General features: G+C 70.3%; 19 protein-coding genes and 1 other RNA gene. 15 read left to right on the top strand and 5 right to left on the bottom strand.

Annotated features, from left to right (window positions below; genetic code table 11):
• The first annotated feature begins 3 nt into the window (after positions 1 to 3).
• The 6 genes from AC4GYY_RS12100 to AC4GYY_RS12075 all read left to right on the top strand — a co-directional run bounded on the left by AC4GYY_RS12100 (position 4) and on the right by AC4GYY_RS12075 (position 3,274).
• Positions 4 to 237, top strand: a complete 234-nt coding sequence (locus AC4GYY_RS12100) for a type II toxin-antitoxin system ParD family antitoxin (RefSeq protein WP_491120830.1) — start codon at positions 4 to 6, stop codon at positions 235 to 237.
• Positions 227 to 517 (top strand): type II toxin-antitoxin system RelE/ParE family toxin, encoded by a 291-nt coding sequence (locus AC4GYY_RS12095; protein WP_491120829.1) that lies wholly within the window; start codon positions 227 to 229, stop codon positions 515 to 517. Before AC4GYY_RS12100 ends, AC4GYY_RS12095 begins: the two co-directional genes overlap by 11 nt.
• A 29-nt stretch (positions 518 to 546) precedes the next feature.
• Positions 547 to 644: signal recognition particle sRNA small type (gene ffs, locus AC4GYY_RS12090), an RNA gene on the top strand.
• A 327-nt stretch (positions 645 to 971) separates the two neighbouring features.
• Positions 972 to 2,606 (top strand): DNA polymerase III subunit gamma/tau, encoded by a 1,635-nt coding sequence (locus AC4GYY_RS12085; RefSeq protein WP_491120828.1) that lies wholly within the window; start codon positions 972 to 974, stop codon positions 2,604 to 2,606.
• Complete coding sequence (locus AC4GYY_RS12080) at positions 2,603 to 2,926, top strand: YbaB/EbfC family nucleoid-associated protein (RefSeq protein WP_491120827.1); 324 nt, start codon at positions 2,603 to 2,605, stop codon at positions 2,924 to 2,926. Before AC4GYY_RS12085 ends, AC4GYY_RS12080 begins: the two co-directional genes overlap by 4 nt.
• Before the next feature lie 75 nt (positions 2,927 to 3,001).
• Positions 3,002 to 3,274, top strand: a complete 273-nt coding sequence (locus AC4GYY_RS12075; protein WP_491120826.1) for a hypothetical protein — start codon at positions 3,002 to 3,004, stop codon at positions 3,272 to 3,274.
• On the opposite strand, the gene mtgA is transcribed toward AC4GYY_RS12075, so the two are convergent.
• Positions 3,275 to 3,949, bottom strand: a complete 675-nt coding sequence (gene mtgA / locus AC4GYY_RS12070) for a monofunctional biosynthetic peptidoglycan transglycosylase (protein WP_491120825.1) — start codon at positions 3,947 to 3,949, stop codon at positions 3,275 to 3,277. It abuts the gene before it with no gap.
• 101 nt (positions 3,950 to 4,050) lie between these two features.
• Here mtgA and AC4GYY_RS12065 point away from each other — a divergent pair, with 101 nt between their 5' ends.
• Positions 4,051 to 6,312 (top strand): transferrin receptor-like dimerization domain-containing protein, encoded by a 2,262-nt coding sequence (locus AC4GYY_RS12065; protein ID WP_491120824.1) that lies wholly within the window; start codon positions 4,051 to 4,053, stop codon positions 6,310 to 6,312.
• Here AC4GYY_RS12065 and AC4GYY_RS12060 read toward each other — a convergent pair.
• Positions 6,309 to 8,477 (bottom strand): primosomal protein N', encoded by a 2,169-nt coding sequence (locus AC4GYY_RS12060; protein ID WP_491120823.1) that lies wholly within the window; start codon positions 8,475 to 8,477, stop codon positions 6,309 to 6,311. The genes AC4GYY_RS12065 and AC4GYY_RS12060 overlap by 4 nt on opposite strands.
• 143 nt (positions 8,478 to 8,620) lie before the next feature.
• Between AC4GYY_RS12060 and AC4GYY_RS12055 the strand changes: the two genes are divergently transcribed.
• From AC4GYY_RS12055 to AC4GYY_RS12045, 3 genes are read left to right on the top strand one after another with little or no spacing between them, the layout of a single operon-like run.
• Positions 8,621 to 10,168, top strand: coding sequence for a DUF4403 family protein (locus AC4GYY_RS12055; protein ID WP_491120822.1), 1,548 nt, complete (start codon positions 8,621 to 8,623; stop codon positions 10,166 to 10,168).
• Positions 10,169 to 10,178: 10 nt separating this feature from the next.
• Complete coding sequence (gene crcB / locus AC4GYY_RS12050) at positions 10,179 to 10,553, top strand: fluoride efflux transporter CrcB (RefSeq protein ID WP_491120821.1); 375 nt, start codon at positions 10,179 to 10,181, stop codon at positions 10,551 to 10,553.
• Positions 10,550 to 11,659, top strand: coding sequence for an RluA family pseudouridine synthase (locus AC4GYY_RS12045; protein ID WP_491120820.1), 1,110 nt, complete (start codon positions 10,550 to 10,552; stop codon positions 11,657 to 11,659). Before crcB ends, AC4GYY_RS12045 begins: the two co-directional genes overlap by 4 nt.
• 13 nt (positions 11,660 to 11,672) lie before the next feature.
• Here AC4GYY_RS12045 and AC4GYY_RS12040 read toward each other — a convergent pair whose 3' ends face one another.
• Positions 11,673 to 11,912, bottom strand: coding sequence for a hypothetical protein (locus AC4GYY_RS12040; RefSeq protein WP_491120818.1), 240 nt, complete (start codon positions 11,910 to 11,912; stop codon positions 11,673 to 11,675).
• A 92-nt stretch (positions 11,913 to 12,004) separates the two neighbouring features.
• Between AC4GYY_RS12040 and AC4GYY_RS12035 the strand changes: the two genes are divergently transcribed.
• Together AC4GYY_RS12035 and AC4GYY_RS12030 are read left to right on the top strand one after the other, a co-directional pair.
• Positions 12,005 to 12,208 carry a hypothetical protein gene (locus AC4GYY_RS12035; protein ID WP_491120817.1) on the top strand — a complete coding sequence of 68 codons (204 nt, stop codon included), beginning with the start codon at positions 12,005 to 12,007 and terminating at the stop codon, positions 12,206 to 12,208.
• Positions 12,205 to 12,894: an ATP12 family chaperone protein gene (locus AC4GYY_RS12030; RefSeq protein WP_491120816.1), complete on the top strand. Its 690-nt coding sequence runs from the start codon at positions 12,205 to 12,207 to the stop codon at positions 12,892 to 12,894. The genes AC4GYY_RS12035 and AC4GYY_RS12030 overlap by 4 nt, the downstream gene beginning before the upstream one ends.
• Here AC4GYY_RS12030 and gmk read toward each other — a convergent pair whose 3' ends face one another.
• Positions 12,895 to 13,545 (bottom strand): guanylate kinase, encoded by a 651-nt coding sequence (gmk, locus tag AC4GYY_RS12025; RefSeq protein WP_491120815.1) that lies wholly within the window; start codon positions 13,543 to 13,545, stop codon positions 12,895 to 12,897.
• A gap of 110 nt (positions 13,546 to 13,655) precedes the next feature.
• Entirely contained in the window at positions 13,656 to 14,492 is an 837-nt protein-coding gene (locus tag AC4GYY_RS12020; RefSeq protein WP_491120814.1) for a hypothetical protein, read from the bottom strand.
• A 10-nt stretch (positions 14,493 to 14,502) separates the two neighbouring features.
• On the opposite strand from AC4GYY_RS12020, the gene AC4GYY_RS12015 reads away from it, so the two are divergent.
• The 3 genes from AC4GYY_RS12015 (at position 14,503) to rpoB (ending at position 21,128) form a co-directional block, all read left to right on the top strand.
• Positions 14,503 to 14,907 carry a hypothetical protein gene (locus AC4GYY_RS12015; protein ID WP_491120813.1) on the top strand — a complete coding sequence of 135 codons (405 nt, stop codon included), beginning with the start codon at positions 14,503 to 14,505 and terminating at the stop codon, positions 14,905 to 14,907.
• Positions 14,908 to 15,004: 97 nt separating this feature from the next.
• The gene (locus tag AC4GYY_RS12010; protein ID WP_491120812.1) at positions 15,005 to 16,543 is read left to right on the top strand and encodes a hypothetical protein; all 1,539 of its coding nucleotides are present in this window, start codon (positions 15,005 to 15,007) and stop codon (positions 16,541 to 16,543) included.
• A 409-nt stretch (positions 16,544 to 16,952) separates the two neighbouring features.
• Entirely contained in the window at positions 16,953 to 21,128 is a 4,176-nt protein-coding gene (gene rpoB / locus AC4GYY_RS12005) for a DNA-directed RNA polymerase subunit beta (protein WP_491120811.1), read from the top strand.
• The last annotated feature ends 138 nt before the right edge of the window (positions 21,129 to 21,266 follow it).

Genomic DNA, 21,266 nt, shown 5'->3' with positions numbered 1-21,266 from the left:
GGAATGGCCACGATGAACATCTCCCTACCCGACGCGATGAAGCGCTTCGTCGAAATTCAGGTGGGAACAGGCGAGTTCGCGAACGTCAGCGATTACGTGCGCGACCTGATCCGACGCGACGAGCGGGAGCACGAACTGGTGCTGGCGGCGCTTCGGCAAGGGGAGGAGAGCGGCCGGAGCGAGCAGTCGCTCGACGAATTGATGGACGAACTGTTGGGCTCGCCGATTGCCGATTGAACTCAGCGCGGCCGCGAATGCGGATTTGCGCTCGATCCGCGCCTATACGCTGACGGTGTATGGCCAGGCGCAAGCCGGTCGGTATCTGGAAGGCTTGCGGGCGCGCTTCGATGCGATCGCGACCGATCCGCGGATCGGCCGCATCTACCCCGAGGCCACACTCGACACGCGGCGCGCGCCATTCCGCCGACACTTCGTCTATTACCGCGTCGATGGAGACACCCTGCTCATCGTTCGCGTCCTGCACCAGCGGATGCTGCAGGAGGGCCGCCTGACTTGATCGGAGGGCTGGGCTTCGCCATAGGCGCGCGTGGGAGTCGGGCGGGCGTGGTCGTCGCCAACCTGGTCAGGTCCGGAAGGAAGCAGCCACAACGATTCCGCCACGGGTCGTTCCGGCTCCCACCGCGCAGCGGGCGAGAGAGCGCATGCCGCGCTCCACGCCCGCAAGCGCGGCCGGCGAGGCGAAGCCTCGGCCGACGACGCGGCTTCGCCGCGTCGCGTTCTTTCCACTCGATGTCCTACACTCCAGACCTGTGGCATACCGCGTTCATGCCCTCGCCCGCCCACATCCCCGCTGACGAACCGCGTGCCAGCCCTTATGTCGGCGGCGTGAGCCCAGTCCTAAACCGCCTCAACCCGTCTCCCGCGAGGGCGCGCGCACGCCTCAACCGCCTCAATCCGTCTCTCGCCTCCGTCCGGGCGTGCGCCTCAACCGCCTCAATCCGTCTCCCCCGATGACCGACTCGCTCGGCCTCGACGAACCCCCGCAGCCCGCACGCGCGGAGGCGTACCGCGTGCTTGCGCGCAAGTACCGCCCCCAGACCTTCGCCCAGCTGATCGGGCAGGACGCGATGGTCACCACGCTGGGCAACGCGATCAAGCGCGATCGGCTGGCGCACGCCTTCCTGCTCACCGGGGTCCGCGGCGTCGGCAAGACCTCGACCGCGCGACTGATCGCGAAGGCGCTGAACTGCATCGGCCCCGATGGGACGGGGGGGCCGACGATCGACCCGTGCGGGGTGTGCGAGCCGTGCCGGGCGATCGCCGAAGGGCGCCACATCGACGTGATCGAGATGGATGCCGCCAGCCACACCGGCATCGGCGACGTCCGCGAGATCACCGAGGCGGTGCGCTACGCCGCGGTCAGCGCGCGCTTCAAGATTTTCATCATCGACGAAGTCCACATGCTGTCGAACCAGGCGTTCAACGGCTTTCTGAAGACGCTCGAGGAGCCGCCTGCGCACGTCAAGTTCCTGTTCGCCACGACCGAGGTGAACAAGGTCCCGGTCACGGTCCTCTCGCGCTGCCAGCGGTTCGACCTGCGCCGTATCCCGGCCGAACTGCTCGCCGCCCATTTCGCCAAGGTCTGCGAGGCGGAAGGCGTGACGGCCGAGCCCGAGGCGCTGGCGCTGATCGCGCGCGCGGCCGAAGGGTCGGCGCGCGACGGGCTGTCGATCCTCGATCAGGCGATCGCGCACGGCGATCTCGACGGGCGCGGCGTCGCCGCCGCGACGGTGCGCGAGATGCTGGGGCTGTCGGATCGCGGCGCGGTGCGCGACCTGCTGGCATTGCTCCTCGCCGCGGACGGGCCGGGCGCTCTCGGCGCGCTGCGCCGCCAATACGACCTCGGGGTCGATCCCCAGGGCGTGCTTCGCGCCTTGCTCGAGGCGGTCCATGCGGTGACCTTGGTCAAGGTCGGCGCGAGCGCGGACCTCGCCCACTCCGCCGAGGAGCGCGACGCTTACCTGGACTGGTCCGCGCGGTTGTCGTTTCCCGCGCTCCACCGGCTCTGGCAATTGATGCTCAAGGGCCATGACGAGGTCGCGCGCGCCGCGTTGCCGATCGAGGCGGCCGAAATGGCGCTCCTGCGCGTGATCCATGCCTCCGCGCTGCCCGATCCGGGCGAGCTCGCGCGGCGGCTGACGAACGGGGAAGCGCCGGCGCCTGCGAAGTCCGCTGCGCCGATCGCGGCCGCGCCGCCGACGGCGCCGGCAAGGCCTGCCGCGCCCGCGGACTTCGCCGGGCTCGTCGCGCTGCTCGACGAGACACAGCCCGCGCTCGCCGCCAAGCTCCACCATGGCGCGCGCGTCGTCCGCTATGGCGAAAGCGAGATCGTGTTCAGCGGCGAACGCCCGCTTTCCGCCGATACGCTTTCGGATCTGGGCGCGGCGCTCAAGACGCGCTTCGGGACGACGTGGAAGCTCTCGATGCTCGATGCCCCCGGCGCGCCGACGCTTCGCGAGCGCGCCGATGCGGAGGAGGACGCGAAGCGGCTGGCGGCGTGGGACTCGCCCGCGGTCCGCGCGGCGCGCGAGGCGTTCCCCGACGCCGAACTGATCGACTGGCCCGGTAAGAGGAGCACCAAATGAACGACCTGAACGATATCCTGGCGATGGCGCAGAACGTCCAGAACCAGCTGACCGAGGCGCAGGCCAATCTCGACACGATCGAGGTCGAGGGCGCGGCCGGCGGCGGGCTGGTCAAGATCAAGGCCTCCGCCAAGGGGCGGATCATCGCGGTCTCGATCGACGAATCGCTGCTCCAGCCGAGCGAGAAGCAGATGGTCGAGGACCTGGTCGCCGCCGCGCTCAACGACGCGCGGGCGAAGGCGGATGCGGTGTCGAACGCCGAGATGGCGAAGATGTCCGCAGCGATGCCGCTGCCGCCCGGGTTCAAGCTGCCGTTCTGATCAAGCGTTACGGTTAAGGAACGACTTCGCGCGGACGGACGTTGCACCCCCCATCACTGGCAGGAGTAACGTGTCATGGCCGATCCCGAGTACGTCGAAACGACCACCACCCGCTCGACCGTCCCGCCCGCTGCGCAGCCGACGACGACGATCATCGAGCGGCGCGGCGGCGGCGGTGGGTTGCTGATCGGGCTGGCGGTGCTCATCCTGGTCGCCGTCGGCGCGTGGTACATGATCTCCCAGCAGAAGAACGAGGCGATCAAGACCGATGCGGTGTCGAGTGCGGCGAAGAGTGTCGGCGACACCGCCGACAAGGCCGGCGACGCGATCGACAAGGCGACGCACTAACTAACGCAGGCACCCGTCCAGCCGGGCCTGCGCCACCGTCCCAACCCGGCGGGCGAGTGTATTCCCGTGCCGCCGCGTGAATCCGCGGGGGGCGATCGCCGCGCGCTTCTTGGGAAGCGGCAGCACCGCGGCGATCCGGCCCGCCTCCATCGGCGTCAGATGGTCCGCGGAGTGATTGAAGTAGCGGATCGCCGCCGCCTCGACGCCGTACGTGCCGATCCCCGTCTCGGCCACGTTCAGATAGACCTCCATGATCCGCCGCTTGCCCCAGATCGCCTCGATCAGGACGGTGAACCACGCCTCGAAGGCCTTGCGGACATAACCGCCGCCCTGGATCAGGAAGACGTTCTTGGCGGTCTGCTGGCTGATGGTCGATCCGCCGCGGATGCGTCCCCCTTCGGCATTGCGCACCGCCGCCCCGGCGATGGCGCGGAAATCGAAGCCGTGGTGAAGGCAGAAGCGCGCATCCTCGCCGGCGATCGCGGCGCGGGGCATGTCGGGGTCGATGCGGTCGAGCGGCGTCCAGTCCTTGATGACCGTGTGGCCCGACAGGAGGTCTCCCGCCATCGTCAGCGTGAACGGCGGCGGCACGAAGCGCAGGATCGCGACCCAGACGACCGAAACCAAAACGAACCACAAAGCGGCCTTCAGGAGGATGCGGAGCAGCCGGACCATGTCGTGGGGTTAGCGTGCGCCGCGGAGGATGCAACGCGCCCGCTTGCACTGTCGGAGCGGCGGTGCGCATGATCGGCAGGACATAAGAAGGGGGTCCACGCATGATCAGAGCCGTCCACCTGCTTGCCGGCGTCGCGGCGCTGTCGCTCGCCGCCGCGGGCGCCGCCCAGACCGCCGTACCCGGACGGGTGACGCCGCCCACCGCGACCGACGCCGCGTTCGACGCCGCGGTCAGCTCGGCGGACCAGCTCGCATGGCTGCGCGAGATGTCCTCCGCGCCGAACAACGTCGGCTCGCCCCACGACAAGGCGAACGCCGAGGCGAACCTCGCCCGCTTCAAGAGCTTCGGCTGGGACGCGCATCTCGAGACCTTCCAGGTGCTCTACCCGACGCCGATCTCGACGACGGTCGAGCTGATCACGCCCGAACGCATCCGGCTTGGCGGGCAGGAGCCGCAGGTCGCCGAGGACGACACCTCCGGCAACACCGCGACCGCGCTGCCGCCCTATGTCGCCTTCCAGGGCGACGGCGACGTTACCGGCGACGTGGTCTACGTCAACTACGGCATGCCCGACGATTACAAGGCGCTCGCCCGCCGCGGGATCGACGTGCGCGGCAAGATCGTCATCGCGCGCTACGGCGTCGGCTGGCGCGGGCTCAAGCCCAAGCTGGCGCAGGATCACGGCGCGATCGGGTGCATCATCTATTCCGATCCCGCGGACGACGGTTATGCGCAGAACGACCCCTATCCGCTCGGCGGCGCGCGCCCGTCCGCGGGGGTCCAGCGCGGCTCGGTCGCGGACATGCCGGTCTATCCCGGCGACCCGCTCACCCCAGGGATCGGCGCGACCGCCAATGCCAAGCGGCTCAAGCGCGAGGACGCCAGGACGATCCTCAAGATCCCGGTCCTGCCGATGTCCTATGGCGACGCGGTCAAGGTGTTGTCGAAGCTGAAAGGCCCGGTCGGCCCGCCGGCGTGGCGCGGGGCGCTGCCGATCACCTATCACATGGGCGGTACCGGCGCGGCGTCGCTCCACCTCGCGGTCAAGTCCGACTGGAAGCTGACGCCGGTCTATGACGTGATCGCCACGCTCAAGGGCGCCGTCTATCCCGATCAGTGGGTGGTACGCGGCAACCACCATGACGGCTGGGTGTTCGGCGCGTCCGATCCGCTGTCCGGCAATGTCGCGATGCTATCCGAGGCGAAGGCGCTCGGCGCGCTGTACAAGAACGGCTGGCGGCCCAAGCGGACGATCGTCTATGCGAGCTGGGACGCCGAGGAGCCGATGCTGCTCGGCTCGACCGAATGGACCGAACAGCACGCCGCCGAGCTGAAGGCCAAGGCGGTGCTCTACGTCAACACCGACGGCAACGGCCGCGGTGTCCTGTTCGCGCAGGGCTCGCATCCGTTCCAGCATCTCGTCAACGAGGCGGCACGGGGGGTGGCGGACCCCGAGACCGGCGCGACCGCGCACGCCCGGCTCGCCGCGGCGCTGCGGGTCGACGCTTATGACAAGACCGACAAGGTCGACGACGATGCGCTCGCCGCAGCGGAGAAGAACGGCGATCTGCCGATCGGCCCGCTCGGCTCGGGATCGGACTATTCGGCGATGCTCCAGCACCTGGGCGTGCCGGCGCTGAACCTGGGGTTCGGCGGCGAGGACGAGAGCGATGGGGTGTACCATTCGATCTACGACAGCTTTCACCATTTCACGACCTTCGACGACCCGGACCTGAACTATGGCGCGGCCTTGTCGAAGCTGGTCGGGCGGGTGGTGATGCGCATGGCGGACGCCGAGCTGCCGGTGACCCGCTACGGCGACTTCGCCGACACGGTGGCCAAGTATCTGAAGGAGGTGGCCAAGCTCGCCGACGATCGCCGTACCGAGGATCGCAAGCGCGAAAAGCTGATCGAGGACGGCGCGTTCCGCCTGGCCAGCGATCCGCGCAAGCCGGTCGGAGCCCCCGTGGCCGAGCCGCGGACTCCGCACGCCGAGCTGGCGGTGCTGGAGGATGCGGTCGACGACCTGAAGCAGGCCGCCGACCGCTTCGACACGGCGCTGACCGATCGCGGCGCGGGGCTGGATGCGACCCGGCGGGCCAAGGTGATGATGCAGCTGCGCGATATCGACCAGCTGCTGATCGACCCGAAGGGGCTGCCCGACCGGCCCTGGTACCAGAACCTCGTCTACGCCCCCGGTCGCTTCACCGGCTACGGCGCGAAGACGCTTCCGGGCGTGCGCGAGGCGATCGAGGAGCGACGGTTCGCCGACGCCACGGAGTACGCAAAACGCACGGCGAAGGTGCTGCGCGACTATGCCGCACGCCTGGATGCGGCGCGCGCGACGGTGGAGGGACGTTAGAGGAAGCTGTACGGATCGACGTCGACCGTCACCCGCACCTTCGCCGACCAGTCCACTCCGCCCAGCCAGCCGCGGATCACGTCCTGGACGTCGAGCGCGCGGCGGGCGTGAACCAGCAGGCGGTAGCGGTGGCGCCCTCGCAGCATCGCCAGCGGGGCGGGGGCGGGGCCGTAGACGTGCATCCCCTCCACTTCGGGCGCGGCGCGCGCGACCGCGCGGGCGGTCTCGAGCGCGGCGGGCTGGTCCTCGCTCGACACGATGAGCGCGGCGTAGCGGCCGAACGGCGGCGCCCCCGCCTCGCGCCGCGCCTCGGTCTCGGCGTCGTAGAAGGCGTCGGCGTCGCCGGTGATCAGTGCCTGCATCACCTGGGCGCTCGGCGAGTGGGTCTGGATCAGCACGCGGCCGGGCTTCTCGCCGCGACCGGCTCTGCCGGACACCTGGCGAATCTGCTGGAAGGTCCGCTCGGCGGCGCGGAGATCGCCCCCCTCCAGCCCGAGGTCGGCATCGACCACCCCGACCAGCGTCAGATTGGGGAAGTGATAGCCCTTGGTGACGAGCTGGGTGCCGACCACGATGTCGATCTCGCCCGCCTCCATCCGCGCGACGAACTCGGCGGCTTTGGCGGGGCTCCAGATCGTGTCCGAGGTGACCACCGCCACGCGCGCCTCGGGCCAGAGCGCCGCGACCTCGTCGGCGATCCGCTCGACGCCGGGACCGCAAGCGACGAGCGTCTCCTCTTCCTGGCATTCGGGGCAGACGCGCGGGACCGGCTCGATGTGGCCGCAGTGATGGCACGCCAGGCGGCGGGTGAGGCGGTGCTCGACCATCCAGGCGGTGCAGTTCGGGCATTGGAAGCGGTGCCCGCAGGTGCGGCAGAGGGTAAGTGGGGCGTAGCCGCGACGGTTGAGGAACAGGAGCGACTGCTCGCCGCGTTCGAGCGTCTCGTCCAGCGCCGCGACGAGTGGGGGCGACAGCCAGCGGCCGCGGTCGGGCTTGTGGGCCAGCAGGTCCAACGCTTCGATCGCCGGCATCTCGGCGGCGCCGAAGCGGCTGGGCAGCTTGACCTCGGCATAGGTGCCGAGCGCGACCTGGTGGCGGGTCTCGATCGCCGGCGTGGCGCTCGCCAGGATCACCGGGCAGCCCTCGAACTTGCCGCGCATCACCGCGACGTCGCGGGCGTGATAGTGGACGCCCTCCTCCTGCTTGAAGCTCGTCTCGTGCGCCTCGTCGACGACGATCAGCCCAAGGTCGGCGTAGGGCAGGAACAGCGCCGACCGTGCGCCGACCGTCACCCGCGCCTCGCCGCTCGCGATCGCCCGCCAGGCGCGGCGGCGCTGGGTCGAGCGCAGGCCCGAATGCCAGGCGACGGGCTCGCAGCCGAAGCGATCGTGGAAGCGTCGGAGGAAGGGTTCGGTCAGCGCGATCTCGGGCAGGAGGACGAGCACCTGCCGGCCAGCGCGGATCGCCCCGGCGACCGCCTCGAAATAGACCTCCGTCTTGCCGGAGCCGGTGACGCCGTTGAGCAAGGTCGGCGCGAACTCGGCGCGCGCGACGTCGGCCACCAGGCGGTCCGCTGCCTCCTTCTGGTCCGCCGACAGCGCGGGCGGCGCGTGATCGGGGCCGGGGACCGGATACGGGCTGTCGATGTCGACCTCGACCGCCTCGATCGCGCCCGCCTTCACCAGCCCGCGAATCACCGCGTCGGAGACGTCGGCGATCGTCGCCAGCTCGCGGATCAGCCCCTGGCGGTCGCCGATCCGCGCCAGCGCCTGCGCGCGCTGCGGGGTGAGCCGGTCGGGCACCCGACCGGAGGCGCGATATTCCACCACCAGCCGCGCGCCCTCCAGCGCGGAGGTGGAGGAGAGCGCCATCCGCAGCACCGACGCGGGCGGGGCGAGGTAATAGTCCGCGGTCCACTCGACGAGGCGACGCAGCGGCGCGCGCAGCGGCGGCGCGTCGGCGACGCCCAAGAGATTGCGCAGCCGGTTGTCGCCGACCTCCGCATCCGACGGCATCCGCTCCGCCTCCCAGACGACGCCGAGCAGCTGGCGCGGCCCGAGCGGGACGACGACGATCGCGCCGGGCTCGACCGCCATGCCGTGGGGCACGCGGTAGTCGAGCGGGCCGAGCGCGGCATTGAGGACGAGGACGCGGGCGCGGGACATGCGAAGCGCTATATGGGGCGTGGCGGCGGCGGAGGGAATCCGCGGGGCGGGCGAACCGCGTGGAGTGCGGATGGAGCGTGAGCGCGGGCGACGGTATGTCTCGCACGCATCGCACGCGCCGCTCGCGCGTTTGGGGGGCGCTCATGTCGGTCCGTCGGATCTTCCTCCTCGTCGCCGTGCTGCTCGCCGCGCTCGCGGCCGGCATCGCGGCGTGGCTGATGTGGCTCGCGGCGCGTGTCCCGCGCACAGCCCCCCCGCGGTCGAACGAGCGCCTGGTCGTCGCGCCGCAGACGTCCGAGATCGCGGTCCCGATCAGCGCGCCGCTCGGCGCCCTGGCGCGCGCCCTCGATCAGGCGGTGCCGCGGACCTTGTGGACGATCGACCGACCCGGCCAGACCTGCATCGCCTCCAAGAAGGTCAAGATCCTGTTCGCGAAGGTGAAGACGCCGACGATCCGCTGCACGATCGTCGGGCAGGTGACGCGCGGCGCGTTGGCGTTGTCGGGTTCGGGCCGGACCATCCAGGTGGCGATGCCGCTTCACGCGGTGGTCAGCGCGCAGGACATCGGCGGCGTCGTCAAGCGCGAGACCGCGACCGCCGACGCGCGGGTCCGGGCGATCGTCCGTCTCGACGTCGCGCCGGATTGGTCGCCGCGTGGGACGGTGTCGATCCGCTACGACTGGACCGACGCGCCGCATCTGACGATCCTTGGTCAGCGCGTGGAGTTCACCGGCAAGGCCGATGCCAAGCTGGCTGGCGTCATCGCCAAGCTCGAACGGACGCTGCCGCGCGAACTGGCCAAGCTCTCCGTGCGCGATCACGTCGCGGAGGCGTGGCGGGCCGGGTTCACCGCGCTCGACCTGAACCGTGCGAATCCGCCGGTGTGGATGCGGGTCACCCCGCGCGAGCTGCGCTACGGCGGCTATACCGTCTCGGGCCAGCAGTTGACGCTCCATCTGGGCATGACCGCGATGACCGAGACCTTCGTCGGCCCGCGGCCGGCCGACCCACCGCCCACGCCGCTGCCGCCCGTTCGGCGCGTCGCCGCGCCCGGCGGGCTGATCCGCTTCACGATCCCCGTGGTGGCGGACTACCGCGAGCTGGAGCCGGTGCTGATGCGCGCGCTGACCAGGCGCTCAGTGCGTCCGTTCGAGGTGCCGGGGATCGGCGCGGTGGTGGCGCGGTTCGGATCGGCGACGATGTACGGCACGACGGGCGGCCGGATCGCGGTGGGCGTGACGTTCAGCGCCGCCCGGGCGGGTGCCGCCCCGTCGCACGGCACGGTGTGGCTGACCGCGCGGCCGGTCAACGCCGCCAACAGCCGGGTCGTGCGGTTCACCGGATTGTCGGTCGCCGGCGTCACCGATTCGACCCGGTCGAGTCTGCTCCTTCGCCTCGCCAACGCGCCCGTCCTCGCCGACACGATCGCCGACGCGCTGACCCAGAACTTCGCGAAGGACTATGACAAGCTGATGGTGAAGATCGGCGCCGCGCTCGCGGAGAAGCCGCTCGGGCCGTTCCTGCTCCGCGCGCGCGTCGACGATGTCCGGACCGATCCGTTGCAGGCGACGGGGCAGGGGCTCTACCTGTCGGTGACCGGCAGGGGCACCGCCGAGCTCACCTTGCGCCCGACCGCGCGGCTCGTGACGGTGAGATCTCGTGCCCTATCCCCCGCGTCCCCGGCGCGCTAACGGCTCGTCGATGAACCTTCTTCTCGTGATGGTCGGCGGCGGCGTCGGGGCGGGCGCGCGGTACCTGACGGGCCGGGCGGCGCTCCAGGCGTTCGGACCGGGGTGGCCGTGGGGAACGCTGGCGTGCAACGTCGCGGGCGGGCTGTTGATGGGGCTGCTGGCCGGTGCGCTCGCGCGGTCCAGCGCCGGCGAGCCGTGGCGGCTGCTGCTCGGGGTCGGGGTGCTCGGCGGCTACACCACCTTCTCCTCGTTCACGCTCGAGACGGTCGACATGGCGCAGCGCGGCGCATGGGCGGGGGCTGCGGCCTATCTCGCGCTCTCGGTCGCGGGATCGATCCTCGCGCTCGTCGCGGGGCTGGCGGCGATGCGGGCGGCGTCGGCATGAGCGCCGATCCCGCCCAGGTCCGCCAGTTCACCGTCGCCGCGGACGACGACGGCATCCGCGTCGACCGCTGGGTCAAGCGGCACCTGCCCGACGTCAGCTTCTCGGTGGTCGCGAAATGGGCGCGGACCGGGCAGCTGCGGCTCGATGGCGCGCGGGTGGGGCCGGGCGACCGCGTCGCGGCGGGGCAGGTGCTGCGCGTACCGCCGGACGAGCCCCCGCCGGCGGCGACCGCGCCGCGCCGCGACAAGGAGCGCGTGCCGCTCACCGCCGATCAGGAGGCGTTCGCGCGAGAGCTGGTCATCCACCGCGATGCGCAGGCGCTGGTCCTCAACAAGCCTCCGGGGCTGGCGACGCAAGGGGGGACCAAGACCACCGAGCATGTCGACGCGCTGCTCGACGCGCTGCGCTTCGACGGCGAGAGCCGGCCCAAGCTGGTCCACCGGCTGGACAAGGACACGTCGGGTGCGCTGCTGGTGGCGCGGACGACGCGCGCGGCGGGGTTCTTCGCCAAGGCCTTCTCGTCGCGGACCGCACGCAAGACCTATTGGGCGCTGGTGGTCGGCGTGCCCTCGATCGACGACGGGATCGTCGACCTGCCGATCGCCAAGCAGCCGGCGACGGGCGGCGAGAAGATGCACGTCGACGAGGAGGGCGGGCAGGCGTCGCGGACGCGCTACCGCGTGATCGAGCGGGCGGGGAACCGGACGTGCTGGGTCGAGCTCCAGCCGTTCACCGGGCGCACCCATCAATTGCGCGTCCACATGGCGGCGATCGGTCACCCGATCGTCGGCGACGGAAAATACGGCGGCGCGGCGGCGTTCCTGACCGGCGGGATCAGCCGCAAGATGCATCTCCACGCGCGCCGGCTGCGGGTCGACCATCCCGACGGCGGCGCGATCGACGTCCGGGCCGATTTGCCGACGCATTTCGCCGAGAGCCTCAAGAGCCTGGGGTTCGAGGAGCCGCTGGGCGACCGGATGAGCGAGGACCCGCCTCCGCCCCCGAAGCGCGAGGTGGAGAAGGCGCGGGCGAAGGCGCACGCCAAGACGGTGCGCAAGGCAAGGAAAGGCGAGCGACGATCGCGCGGCGGCGACGCCGCCCGCTAGCGGACGTCGCGCCTCAGAAGATGTCGATCAGCTCCGCCGCCTGCATCCCGGCGAGGATCGCGAGGCCGGCGGTGACGCCGCAGAGCAGGTAGCCGAGGTAGATCATCGTCGGCGGGTGCGGTCGCCGGAACTTAACGTTCAGCGACGCCGCCGACAACACGAAGCTCATCAACATGCCATAGGTCAGCGCCACCGCGTCGAACATGTCCCACCCGCTCTCGAAGAGTCCGGCCGCCCCCCGACGACCGCGCATTCGTTTAACCATAGCGGCAGGCGCTGACCAAGAGGTTAAGCCGGCGGCTCGGCGGTTTGCGCCGCACGGCTCGTCGCTTTAGGGGCGGCGGCATGCGCGATCCCGCCTTTTCCCGCTGGCTGCTGCTCGCGGCTGTCCGACTCGCCGGCGCACTGGGGGCGGTGCTGGGGGTCGTGCTGCTTGCCCGCGCCCACGCCTGGGCTCCACGGACGTTGGGAATCGCGATCGTCCTCGCCGCCTTGTGGATGACCGCGACCGTGCCGCTGGCGCTGGCGCGGAGGTGGCGCTCGCGGTGAAGCGGTTCTGGACCGAGGTGCGGGTCGATCCCGCAGGGATCGTGCGGCTGGACGAACGGCCGGTGCGGACGCCCGGTCGCACGCCGCTGGCGCTGCCGACGGCGGCGCTCGGCGAGGCGGTGGCCGACGAATGGCGGGCGGTCGGCGAGACGATCGATCCGCGCGCGATGCCGTTGACCGGGCTCGCCAACGCCGCGATCGACCGCATCGCGCCCGATCCCGCGACCTTCGCGGGAACCCTCGCGCGCTATGGCGAGAGCGATCTGCTCTGCTACCGAGCGGCGGCGCCCGAGCCGCTGGTCGAGCGCCAGCGCGCCGTCTGGAACCCGCCGCTCGCCTGGGCGCAGGGACGCTACGACCTCCACTTCGCGGTCGCGACCGGGGTGATCCACGTCGCGCAGCCGCCGGCGACGCTCGCCCGGCTCGGCGAGGCGCTGGCGAGCCGCGACGCCTGGGCGCTCGCCGGGCTGTCGCCGGTGGTGACGGTCACCGGCTCGCTGGTGCTCGCGCTCGCGCTCGACGAAGGCGCGATGACGCCCGACGCGGTCTGGGCGGCCGCCGACCTGGACGAGGCGTGGCAGCGCGAGATGTGGGGCGACGATCCGCTCGGCGTCGCGGCGCGCGAGGCGCGGCGACGGGACTTCGACGCGGGCGCGCGCTTCCTGGCGGCGCTCCGGGCACGGTGATCAACGCCGCAGCTTGCGGATGAAGCCGATCAGTCCGGTCTGGCGCGAGCGCTTGAGGCGTTCGGCGGCGAGGATGGTGCGGACGCACTCGAAGCAACGCTCCACGTCGTCGTTGACCAGGACATAGTCGTAACCGTCCCAGTGGCTGACCTCGTTCGCCGCGCGGGCCATGCGGGCGTCGATGACCGCCGTGCTGTCGGTCGCGCGGCCCTCGAGCCGGCGGCGCAGTTCCTCCATCGACGGCGGCAGGACGAAGACGCGGACGACATCGCCGCCCGCGATCTGGTGAAGCTGCTGCGCGCCCTGCCAGTCGATGTCGAACAGCACGTCGCGCCCGCTCGCGAGCATCTCGTCGACCGCAGCCCGCAGGGTGCCGTAGCGATGATCGAAGACATGCGCCCATTCGAGGAATGCGCCGTCCGCCACCATCTCGCGGAAGCGCTCGAGATCGACGAAGTGATAGTCACGGCCGTCGACCTCGCCCGGCCGCGGCGGGCGGGTGGTGGCGGACACCGACATCGCGAGATCGGGCTCGGCGGCGAGCAGCAGCTTCGCGATCGTCGACTTGCCCGCGCCGGACGGTGAGGACAGAACGAACAGCACCCCCCGGCGCTTGAAACCGTGCGGGTCGAGGGGATCGGGGCTGGCCATGGGCGCTAGTGGCGCGGGGGGACGGGAGGCGTCAAGCATGGGGCGGAAGGAGACGCATGGGGCCGTCCTTCCGGCGATCGTCCGCTGGCGGGCAGGCGCGTGAGCCGACCTCAGCTCTCGATCTCGAGGCCGTACGGACGCGCCTCGACCGAGTCGCGCATCTTCGAGCCGATATCGAGCCAGAAGGGAGAGAGCTTCTCGCTGTCGGCCCGCGGCGCGCCGATGACGAAGGCCGCGGCGGTCTGGCTGCGCCCGCCGTCGGGGCGCTGATAGCGGACGTCGGCGGCGACGAGGGGGACGAACATCGGCCGGTTCTTGACCGGTATCGGCTCGATCTCGCTGCGCGGCAGGACGGCGGTGGTGCGGCACACCCGCTCCTCGCCGGGGGCCAGCGTGAACGGGGGGACGACCGGGCGGCCCGGCTCGGCCCCGAACAACTCGCCCAGTTCCTCGTCCTGCCGGGCGCGTCCCGCGAGAAGGCGGAGCACGACGCTCACCTGCTCGGCGTCGGCGTCGCCCTCGTTGCGGACCGTCACCTCGAGGTCGGCGGTGGCGCTCACCAAATTGACCCCGGCGCGCCGGGGGCGGAGCGTCATCGTGACGCGCGGACGCGACGGCGGCGCCGCGGGTTCGGCCGGGAGTTCGGCTGGACCGTCGCCGGCAGACGCCACGGGACGCGAGGGGGTCCAGAACGTCGAGATCTCCGCCGTCGACTCGGCCGCGGCGGGTCCCTCGGGCGGGACCGAAGGCGCGACCGCGCCCCCGACGGTGATGTGCGGGCGGCGGGCGATCTCCTGTTCGCGGCGGCGGTATCGCTGCGCCACACGCCAGCGCCAACCGAGATACCCCGCGCCGGCGAGCGCGAAGGCTGCGAAGGCGAGCCCGGCCCACCAGCCCTGCCGCTCGACTCGCGGGGTCTCCGCAGGGGTGCGGGCGAGATCGTTCATCGCCGATCTGGTGGCGATCGGCGTCGGGAGCGGTGGGACGAGCGGCGACGGCAGCGCCGAGGGGGTCGGGGCCGGCGTCGGCGACGGGGCAGAGGAGGGCACCCCGGTCGGCGTCGGCGTCGGCCGAGGCGTGACGCGCGGCGTCGATGTGGCGCGGGGCGTCGCGGCGACGCGGGGCGCCGGACGGGCGACGACCGCGGCGCGGGTCGGCGTCGGGCGCGGCGTCGGCGAGGCGGCGGGGGCGGGCGCCGCGGGAAGACTGATCACCGGAGCGGCGGGAATGGGGAGCGGCGTCGGCACGGTGGCGTCGGTCTGGTTGGCGATCTGCGCCCGTGCCGGCGCGGCCGCCCCGAGCGGCAGAGCGGCCAGCACCAGCCGCAACACCAAGAGTTCCCTGTTCACGCCGGCGGGCTAGCCGAGCCGTCGTCCAAACTCAATCCGGCGCTCAAGCGTGCGGCCGATGACGCCGCCGCTTCACCTTCGCTGAAGATTTTCGTGGCAGACGAGGAACCATGGCCACGCTCGCCCCGATCGCCTCGCGTCCCCGCCCGCGCATCGCCGCGCCGCCGATCGCCGGCATGGCGCTGGCGGTGATGGCCGCATTCGCACTTCTCCCGTTCGCATTGGCGCGGCTGCCGTCGATGACCGATCTGCCCGGACATATCGGGCGCTATCACGTGATGATGGACGGGGGGCGCTCGCCCTGGCTGGCGACCTATTATGCGTTCGACTGGCGGCTGGTCGGCAATCTCGGCGGCGATCTGGTGGTGCGCGCGCTGGCGCCGTGGATGGGGGTCGAGCGCGCGGCGTGGGTGATGGCGGCGAGCCTCGCCCCGCTAACCTTGGGCGGGATCGCCGCGGTCAGCCGTGCCGCGCACGGGCGGGTGACGCCGGGGGCAGCGGTGGCAGGACTGTTCGTGCTGTCCAATCCGCTAATGTTCGGCTTCGTCAATTACGTGCTCGGATTCGCGATCGGCCTATATGCGTTCGCCGCCTGGATCGCGCTGCGGGAGCGAAGCGCGGGGGTCCACCTCGCGGTGCTGACGCCGCTCGTGTTCCTCACCTGGCTCGCGCATGCGATGGCGTGGGGCGCGCTGGGGCTGATGGTCGCGGGGTTCGAGCTGGTGCGGTTGCGGGAGCGGCACGGCCGGGTGGCGCTGGTCGATGCCGTCGTGCGGATGCTGGCGTTCGTGCCGCCGGTCGTGCTGACGGTCGCGTGGCGCAGCGGCAGCGAGGGGGTGCTGTTCGCCTACGGGACGGCAGTCTGGAAGCGCAAGATCATGAACTGGGTCGTCGTGCTGCGCGGCGAATCCAAGGTGATCGACATCCTGACCCCGGCACTCGCGGGCGCGACGGTATTGGCGACGCTGCTGACGCGCGCGCAGCGGATCGACGCGCGCGTGTTCGCGGGCGGGGCGCTGCTGGCGCTCGCGACGATGGTGATGCCGATGACTTTGATGGGCAGCTGGGGCGCGGACGAGCGGCTCGTGCCCGCGGCCGTGATCCTCCTGTGCCTGTCGCTGACCTGGACGGGGAGCGCGGGCGCGGCGACGCGGGTCGTGGCGCTGGCGCTGGCCCTGTTCGGGGTGCGGACGGCGATGATCGCGCACGACTGGCGGGCGGCGGACGCGAAGTACGACGCCGCGCTCGCCGGGCTGGGCGAGGTGCCGCAGGGCGCACGGATCCACGCGCTGGCGCTCGCGACCTGTCGCCCGGCGTGGCGCTCGCAGGCATGGTTCCACCTGCCGAGCCTCGCCATCGCGCGGCGCGACGCGCTGGTGAACACGCAGTGGTATCTGCCCGGGGCGGCGATGCTGCGGGTGAAATATCCGATCGACCCGGCCTGGGGCTACGACCCGTCGCAGCAGGTACAGACGACCGACTGCGACGGACGGTTCTCACTGGCGCGGCTGCATGATCGATTGGCGAAGCTGGACGTGTCCCGCTGGGACTATGTGTGGGTGCTCAACACCGGCGGACGCGGAAACTTGTGGCCGGGGCATGTGGCGGTCTACGCCACGCCGGACAGCGCGTTGTTCAAGGCTCGGTAAAGGAAGGGCGTTTCGCGCGAAGGACGCGAGGAAAGAAGGACGCGAGGAGAAGAAGGAACGACGGGTGTTCCGGCGGACCGCCGCGCAGCGGCATTCGACTGGCAGATTTGTTCCGCTTCGCGGAGTCGCGTGAGGCTGACCCCTTCGCGCCCTTCTTTCCTTGGCGTCCTTCGCGCGAAACGCCCTTCCTTCTTCTTCACCCCCGACCGTTGACGCCCCCGACCCCCACGCCTATATCGCTGCCTCCGCACCTCCGGGACATGGGGCGCCGTCGCGCAGCGCCTCGTACGGATAGGAGGGTGGAGCACCGGACGCTCGAAGGCTGCCGTCATCCCGCAAGGGGTTCGACGAGCGGCCTTTTTGCGTCGGGCCTGCGCTCGGATTTCCGGCTGACGAGGCACTTATTTTCATGGCGACCAAGGCGATCGACACGGGCAGCGCCCGGACCGAGACGGGCACCGCGAAGCGGCGCATCCGCAAGGTGTTCGGCAACATCCACGAAGTGGTGCAGATGCCGAACCTGATCGAGGTCCAGCGCGAGAGCTACGAACAGTTCCTGCGCTCCGATCCCAAGACCGGCTACGTCTCGGGTCTCGAGAAGACCCTGCGGTCGGTCTTCCCGATCCGCGATTTCGCCGGCACCGCCGAGCTCAACATCAAGAAGGATGACGGCTACGTCCTCGAGCCGCCGAAGTTCGACGTCGAGGAATGCCGTCAGCGCGGCATCACCTATGCCGCGCCGATGAAGGTGACGCTGACCCTCGCCACGTTCGAGGTCGATCCCGACACCGAGACCCGCTCGCTGATCGATATCAAGGAGCAGGACGTCTACATGGGCGACATCCCGCTCATGACCGAGAACGGGACGTTCTTCATCAACGGCACCGAGCGCGTCATCGTCAGCCAGATGCACCGCTCGCCGGGCGTGCTGTTCGATCACGACCGCGGCAAGACCCACGCCTCGGGCAAGTTCCTGTTCGCCGCGCGGGTGATCCCGTACCGCGGCAGCTGGCTCGACTTCGAGTTCGACGCCAAGGACATCGTCAACGTCCGCATCGACCGTAAGCGCAAGCTGCCGGTCACCGCGCTGCTCTACGCGCTCGGGATGAACGGCGAGGACATCCTCAACTATTTCTACAACCGCGTCACCTACGTCCGCGGCGAGGGCGGCTGGCGCATCCCGTTCGCCGCCGAGAACTGGCGCGGCGTCAAGCCTCTGTTCGACATCGTCGACGCCAATTCGGGCGAGGTCGTGTTCCCCGCCGGCCAGAAGATCAGCCCGCGCGCCGCGAACAAGGCGGCCAAGGACGGCCTGACCGATCTGCTGATCCCGACCGAGGAGATCTACGGCCGCTATTCGGCCTATGACCTGATCAACGAGTCGACCGGCGAGATCTACGTCGAGGCGGGGGACGAGATCGGCCCCGACAATCTGGAAAAGCTCGACAAGGCGGGCATCGACCGGATCGAGCTGCTCGACATCGACCATGTCTCGACCGGCCCGTGGATCCGCAACACGCTCAAGGCCGACAAGGCCGAGGAGCGCGAACAGGCTTTGAGCGACATCTACCGCGTCATGCGCCCCGGCGAGCCGCCGACGCTGGAGACCGCGGAGGCGCTGTTCGCCGGGCTGTTCTTCGATCCCGACCGCTACGACCTGTCGGCGGTCGGCCGCGTCAAGCTCAACATGCGCCTCGATCTCGACGCGCCGGACACGACGACGACGCTGCGCACCGAGGACATCCTCGCGGTGATCAAGACGCTGGTCGGGCTGAAGGACGGCAAGGGCGAGATCGACGATATCGACAATCTCGGCAACCGCCGCGTGCGGTCGGTCGGCGAGCTGCTGGAGAACCAGTACCGCGTCGGGCTGCTGCGCATGGAGCGCGCGGTGAAGGAGCGGATGTCCTCGGTCGACCTCACCACCGTCATGCCGAACGACCTGATCAACGCCAAGCCCGCGGTCGCCGCGGTGCGCGAGTTCTTCGGCTCGTCGCAGCTCAGCCAGTTCATGGACCAGACCAACCCGCTCTCCGAAGTGACGCACAAGCGTCGCGTCTCGGCGCTCGGGCCGGGCGGTCTGACGCGCGAGCGCGCGGGCTTCGAGGTCCGCGACGTCCACCCGACCCACTACGGTCGGATCTGCCCGATCGAGACGCCCGAAGGTCCGAACATCGGCCTGATCAACTCGCTGTCGACCTTCGCGCGCGTGAACAAGTACGGGTTCATCGAGACCCCGTACCGCAAGATCATCGACGGCAAGGTGACCGGCGACGTCGTCTATCTCTCCGCGATGGAGGAGCAGAAGCACACCGTCGCGCAGGCGTCGGCCACGCTCAACGCGGACAACAGCTTCGCCGAGGAGCTGGTGTCGGCGCGGCAGGCGGGCGAGTTCCTGATGGCGCTGCCCGAGACGGTGACGCTGATGGACGTGTCGCCGAAGCAGCTGGTTTCGGTCGCGGCGTCGCTGATCCCGTTCCTCGAGAACGACGACGCCAACCGCGCGCTGATGGGCTCGAACATGCAGCGCCAGGCGGTGCCGCTGGTCAAGGCCGAGGCGCCGTTCGTCGGGACGGGCATGGAGGAGACCGTCGCGCGCGATTCGGGCGCGGCGATCTCCGCCAAGCGCGCGGGCATCGTCGACCAGGTCGACGCCAGCCGCATCGTCATCCGCGCGACCGGCGAGGTCGAAGCGACCGCGAGCGGCGTCGACATCTACACGCTGATGAAGTTCCAGCGCTCCAACCAGTCGACCTGCATCAACCAGCGCCCGCTGGTGAAGGTGGGCGATGTGGTGAAGCCCGGCGACGTCATCGCCGACGGTCCGTCGACCGAGTTCGGCGAGCTCGCGCTCGGCCGCAACGCGCTCGTCGCGTTCATGCCGTGGAACGGGTATAACTACGAGGATTCGATCCTCATCAGCGAGCGGATCGTGAAGGACGACGTGTTCACGTCGATCCACATCGACGAGTTCGAGGTGATGGCCCGCGACACCAAGCTGGGGCCGGAGGACATCACCCGCGACATCCCGAACGTCGGCGAGGAGGCGCTGCGCAACCTCGACGAGGCGGGCATCGTCTACATCGGTGCCGAGGTGGAGCCCGGCGACATCCTGGTCGGCAAGATCACGCCCAAGGGCGAATCGCCGATGACGCCGGAGGAGAAATTGCTCCGGGCGATCTTCGGCGAAAAGGCCAGCGACGTGCGCGATACCTCGCTCCGCCTGCCGCCGGGCGTCAGCGGGACGATCGTCGACGTGCGCGTGTTCAACCGCCACGGCATCGACAAGGACGAGCGCGCGATGGCGATCGAGCGCGAGGAGATCGAGCGGCTGAAGAAGGACTCGGACGACGAGCGCCTGATCCTCAACCGCGCGACCTGGAGCCGCCTGCGCGAGATGCTGATCGGCCAGGTCGCGACCGCGGTGCCGAAGGGCCTGAAGAAGGGCTCCGCGATCGACCAGGAGCTGCTCGACAGCGTCGACCGCCACGAATGGTGGAAGTTCGCGGTGCAGGATGACGCGGTCCAGGCGAACCTGGAAGCCGTCAAGGGCCAGTATGACGAGGCCGCCAAGGTCATCAAGGCGAAGTTCGAGGACCGCCGCGAGAAGCTGGAGCGCGGCGACGAGCTGCCCCCGGGCGTGCTCAAGATGGTCAAGGTGTTCGTCGCGGTGAAGCGCAAGCTCCAGCCGGGCGACAAGATGGCCGGCCGTCACGGCAACAAGGGCGTCATCTCGCGGATCCTGCCGCAGGAGGACATGCCCTTCCTCGCCGACGGGACCCCGGTCGATCTCGTGCTCAACCCGCTGGGCGTGCCGAGCCGCATGAACGTCGGGCAGATCTTCGAGACGCACCTGGGCTGGGCCGCACGCGGGCTGGGCCAGCAGATCGCGCAGGGCCTTGAGGAGTGGCGCGAGGCCAACCCGGACGCGCGTGGCGGGGCGATGCCCGATGCGGTCAAGGCGCGGCTGCTCGAGGTGTACGGCGAGCATTACGCCGCGGACATCGAGGCGCGCTCGGCGGACGAGATCGTCGAGCTGGCGCAGAACCTGAAGCCCGGCGTGCCCATGGGCACTCCGGTGTTCGACGGCGCGGTCGAGAAGGACGTGTACGACATGCTGGTGCTGGCGGGTCTCGACCCGTCGGGCCAGTCGGATCTCTATGACGGGCGGACGGGCGACAAGTTCGACCGCAAGGTGACCGTGGGCATCATCTACATGCTCAAGCTCCACCACCTCGTCGACGACAAGATCCACGCGCGTTCGATCGGGCCGTACAGCCTCGTCACCCAGCAGCCGCTGGGCGGCAAGGCGCAGTTCGGCGGGCAGCGCTTCGGCGAGATGGAGGTGTGGGCGCTCCAGGCTTACGGCGCGGCGTACACGCTCCAGGAGATGCTGACGGTGAAGTCCGACGACGTCGTCGGGCGCACCAAGGTCTACGAGGCGATTGTCAAGGGCGACGATACGTTCGAGGCCGGCATCCCCGAGAGCTTCAACGTGCTCGTCAAGGAAATGCGCTCGCTCGGCCTCAACGTCGAACTGAAGACGATGGAAGAGGACGAAACGCTCGCGGTGGCGGCTGAATAGTATTCCACACCGTTCGTCCTGAGTAGCTGCTGAGCGAAGCGAAGCGGCGTATCGAAGGACAGTGGCGGAGCGAGCCCTTCGATACGGGCCTTCGCTTCGCTCACTCCCTACTCAGGGCGAACGGGTTTAGGTTTTCCC

This window comes from Sphingomonas sp. SP6, assembly GCF_058313435.1.
The sequence above is the reverse complement of the archived record's forward strand: the minus strand, read 5'-3'. Positions and strand labels throughout refer to the sequence as shown.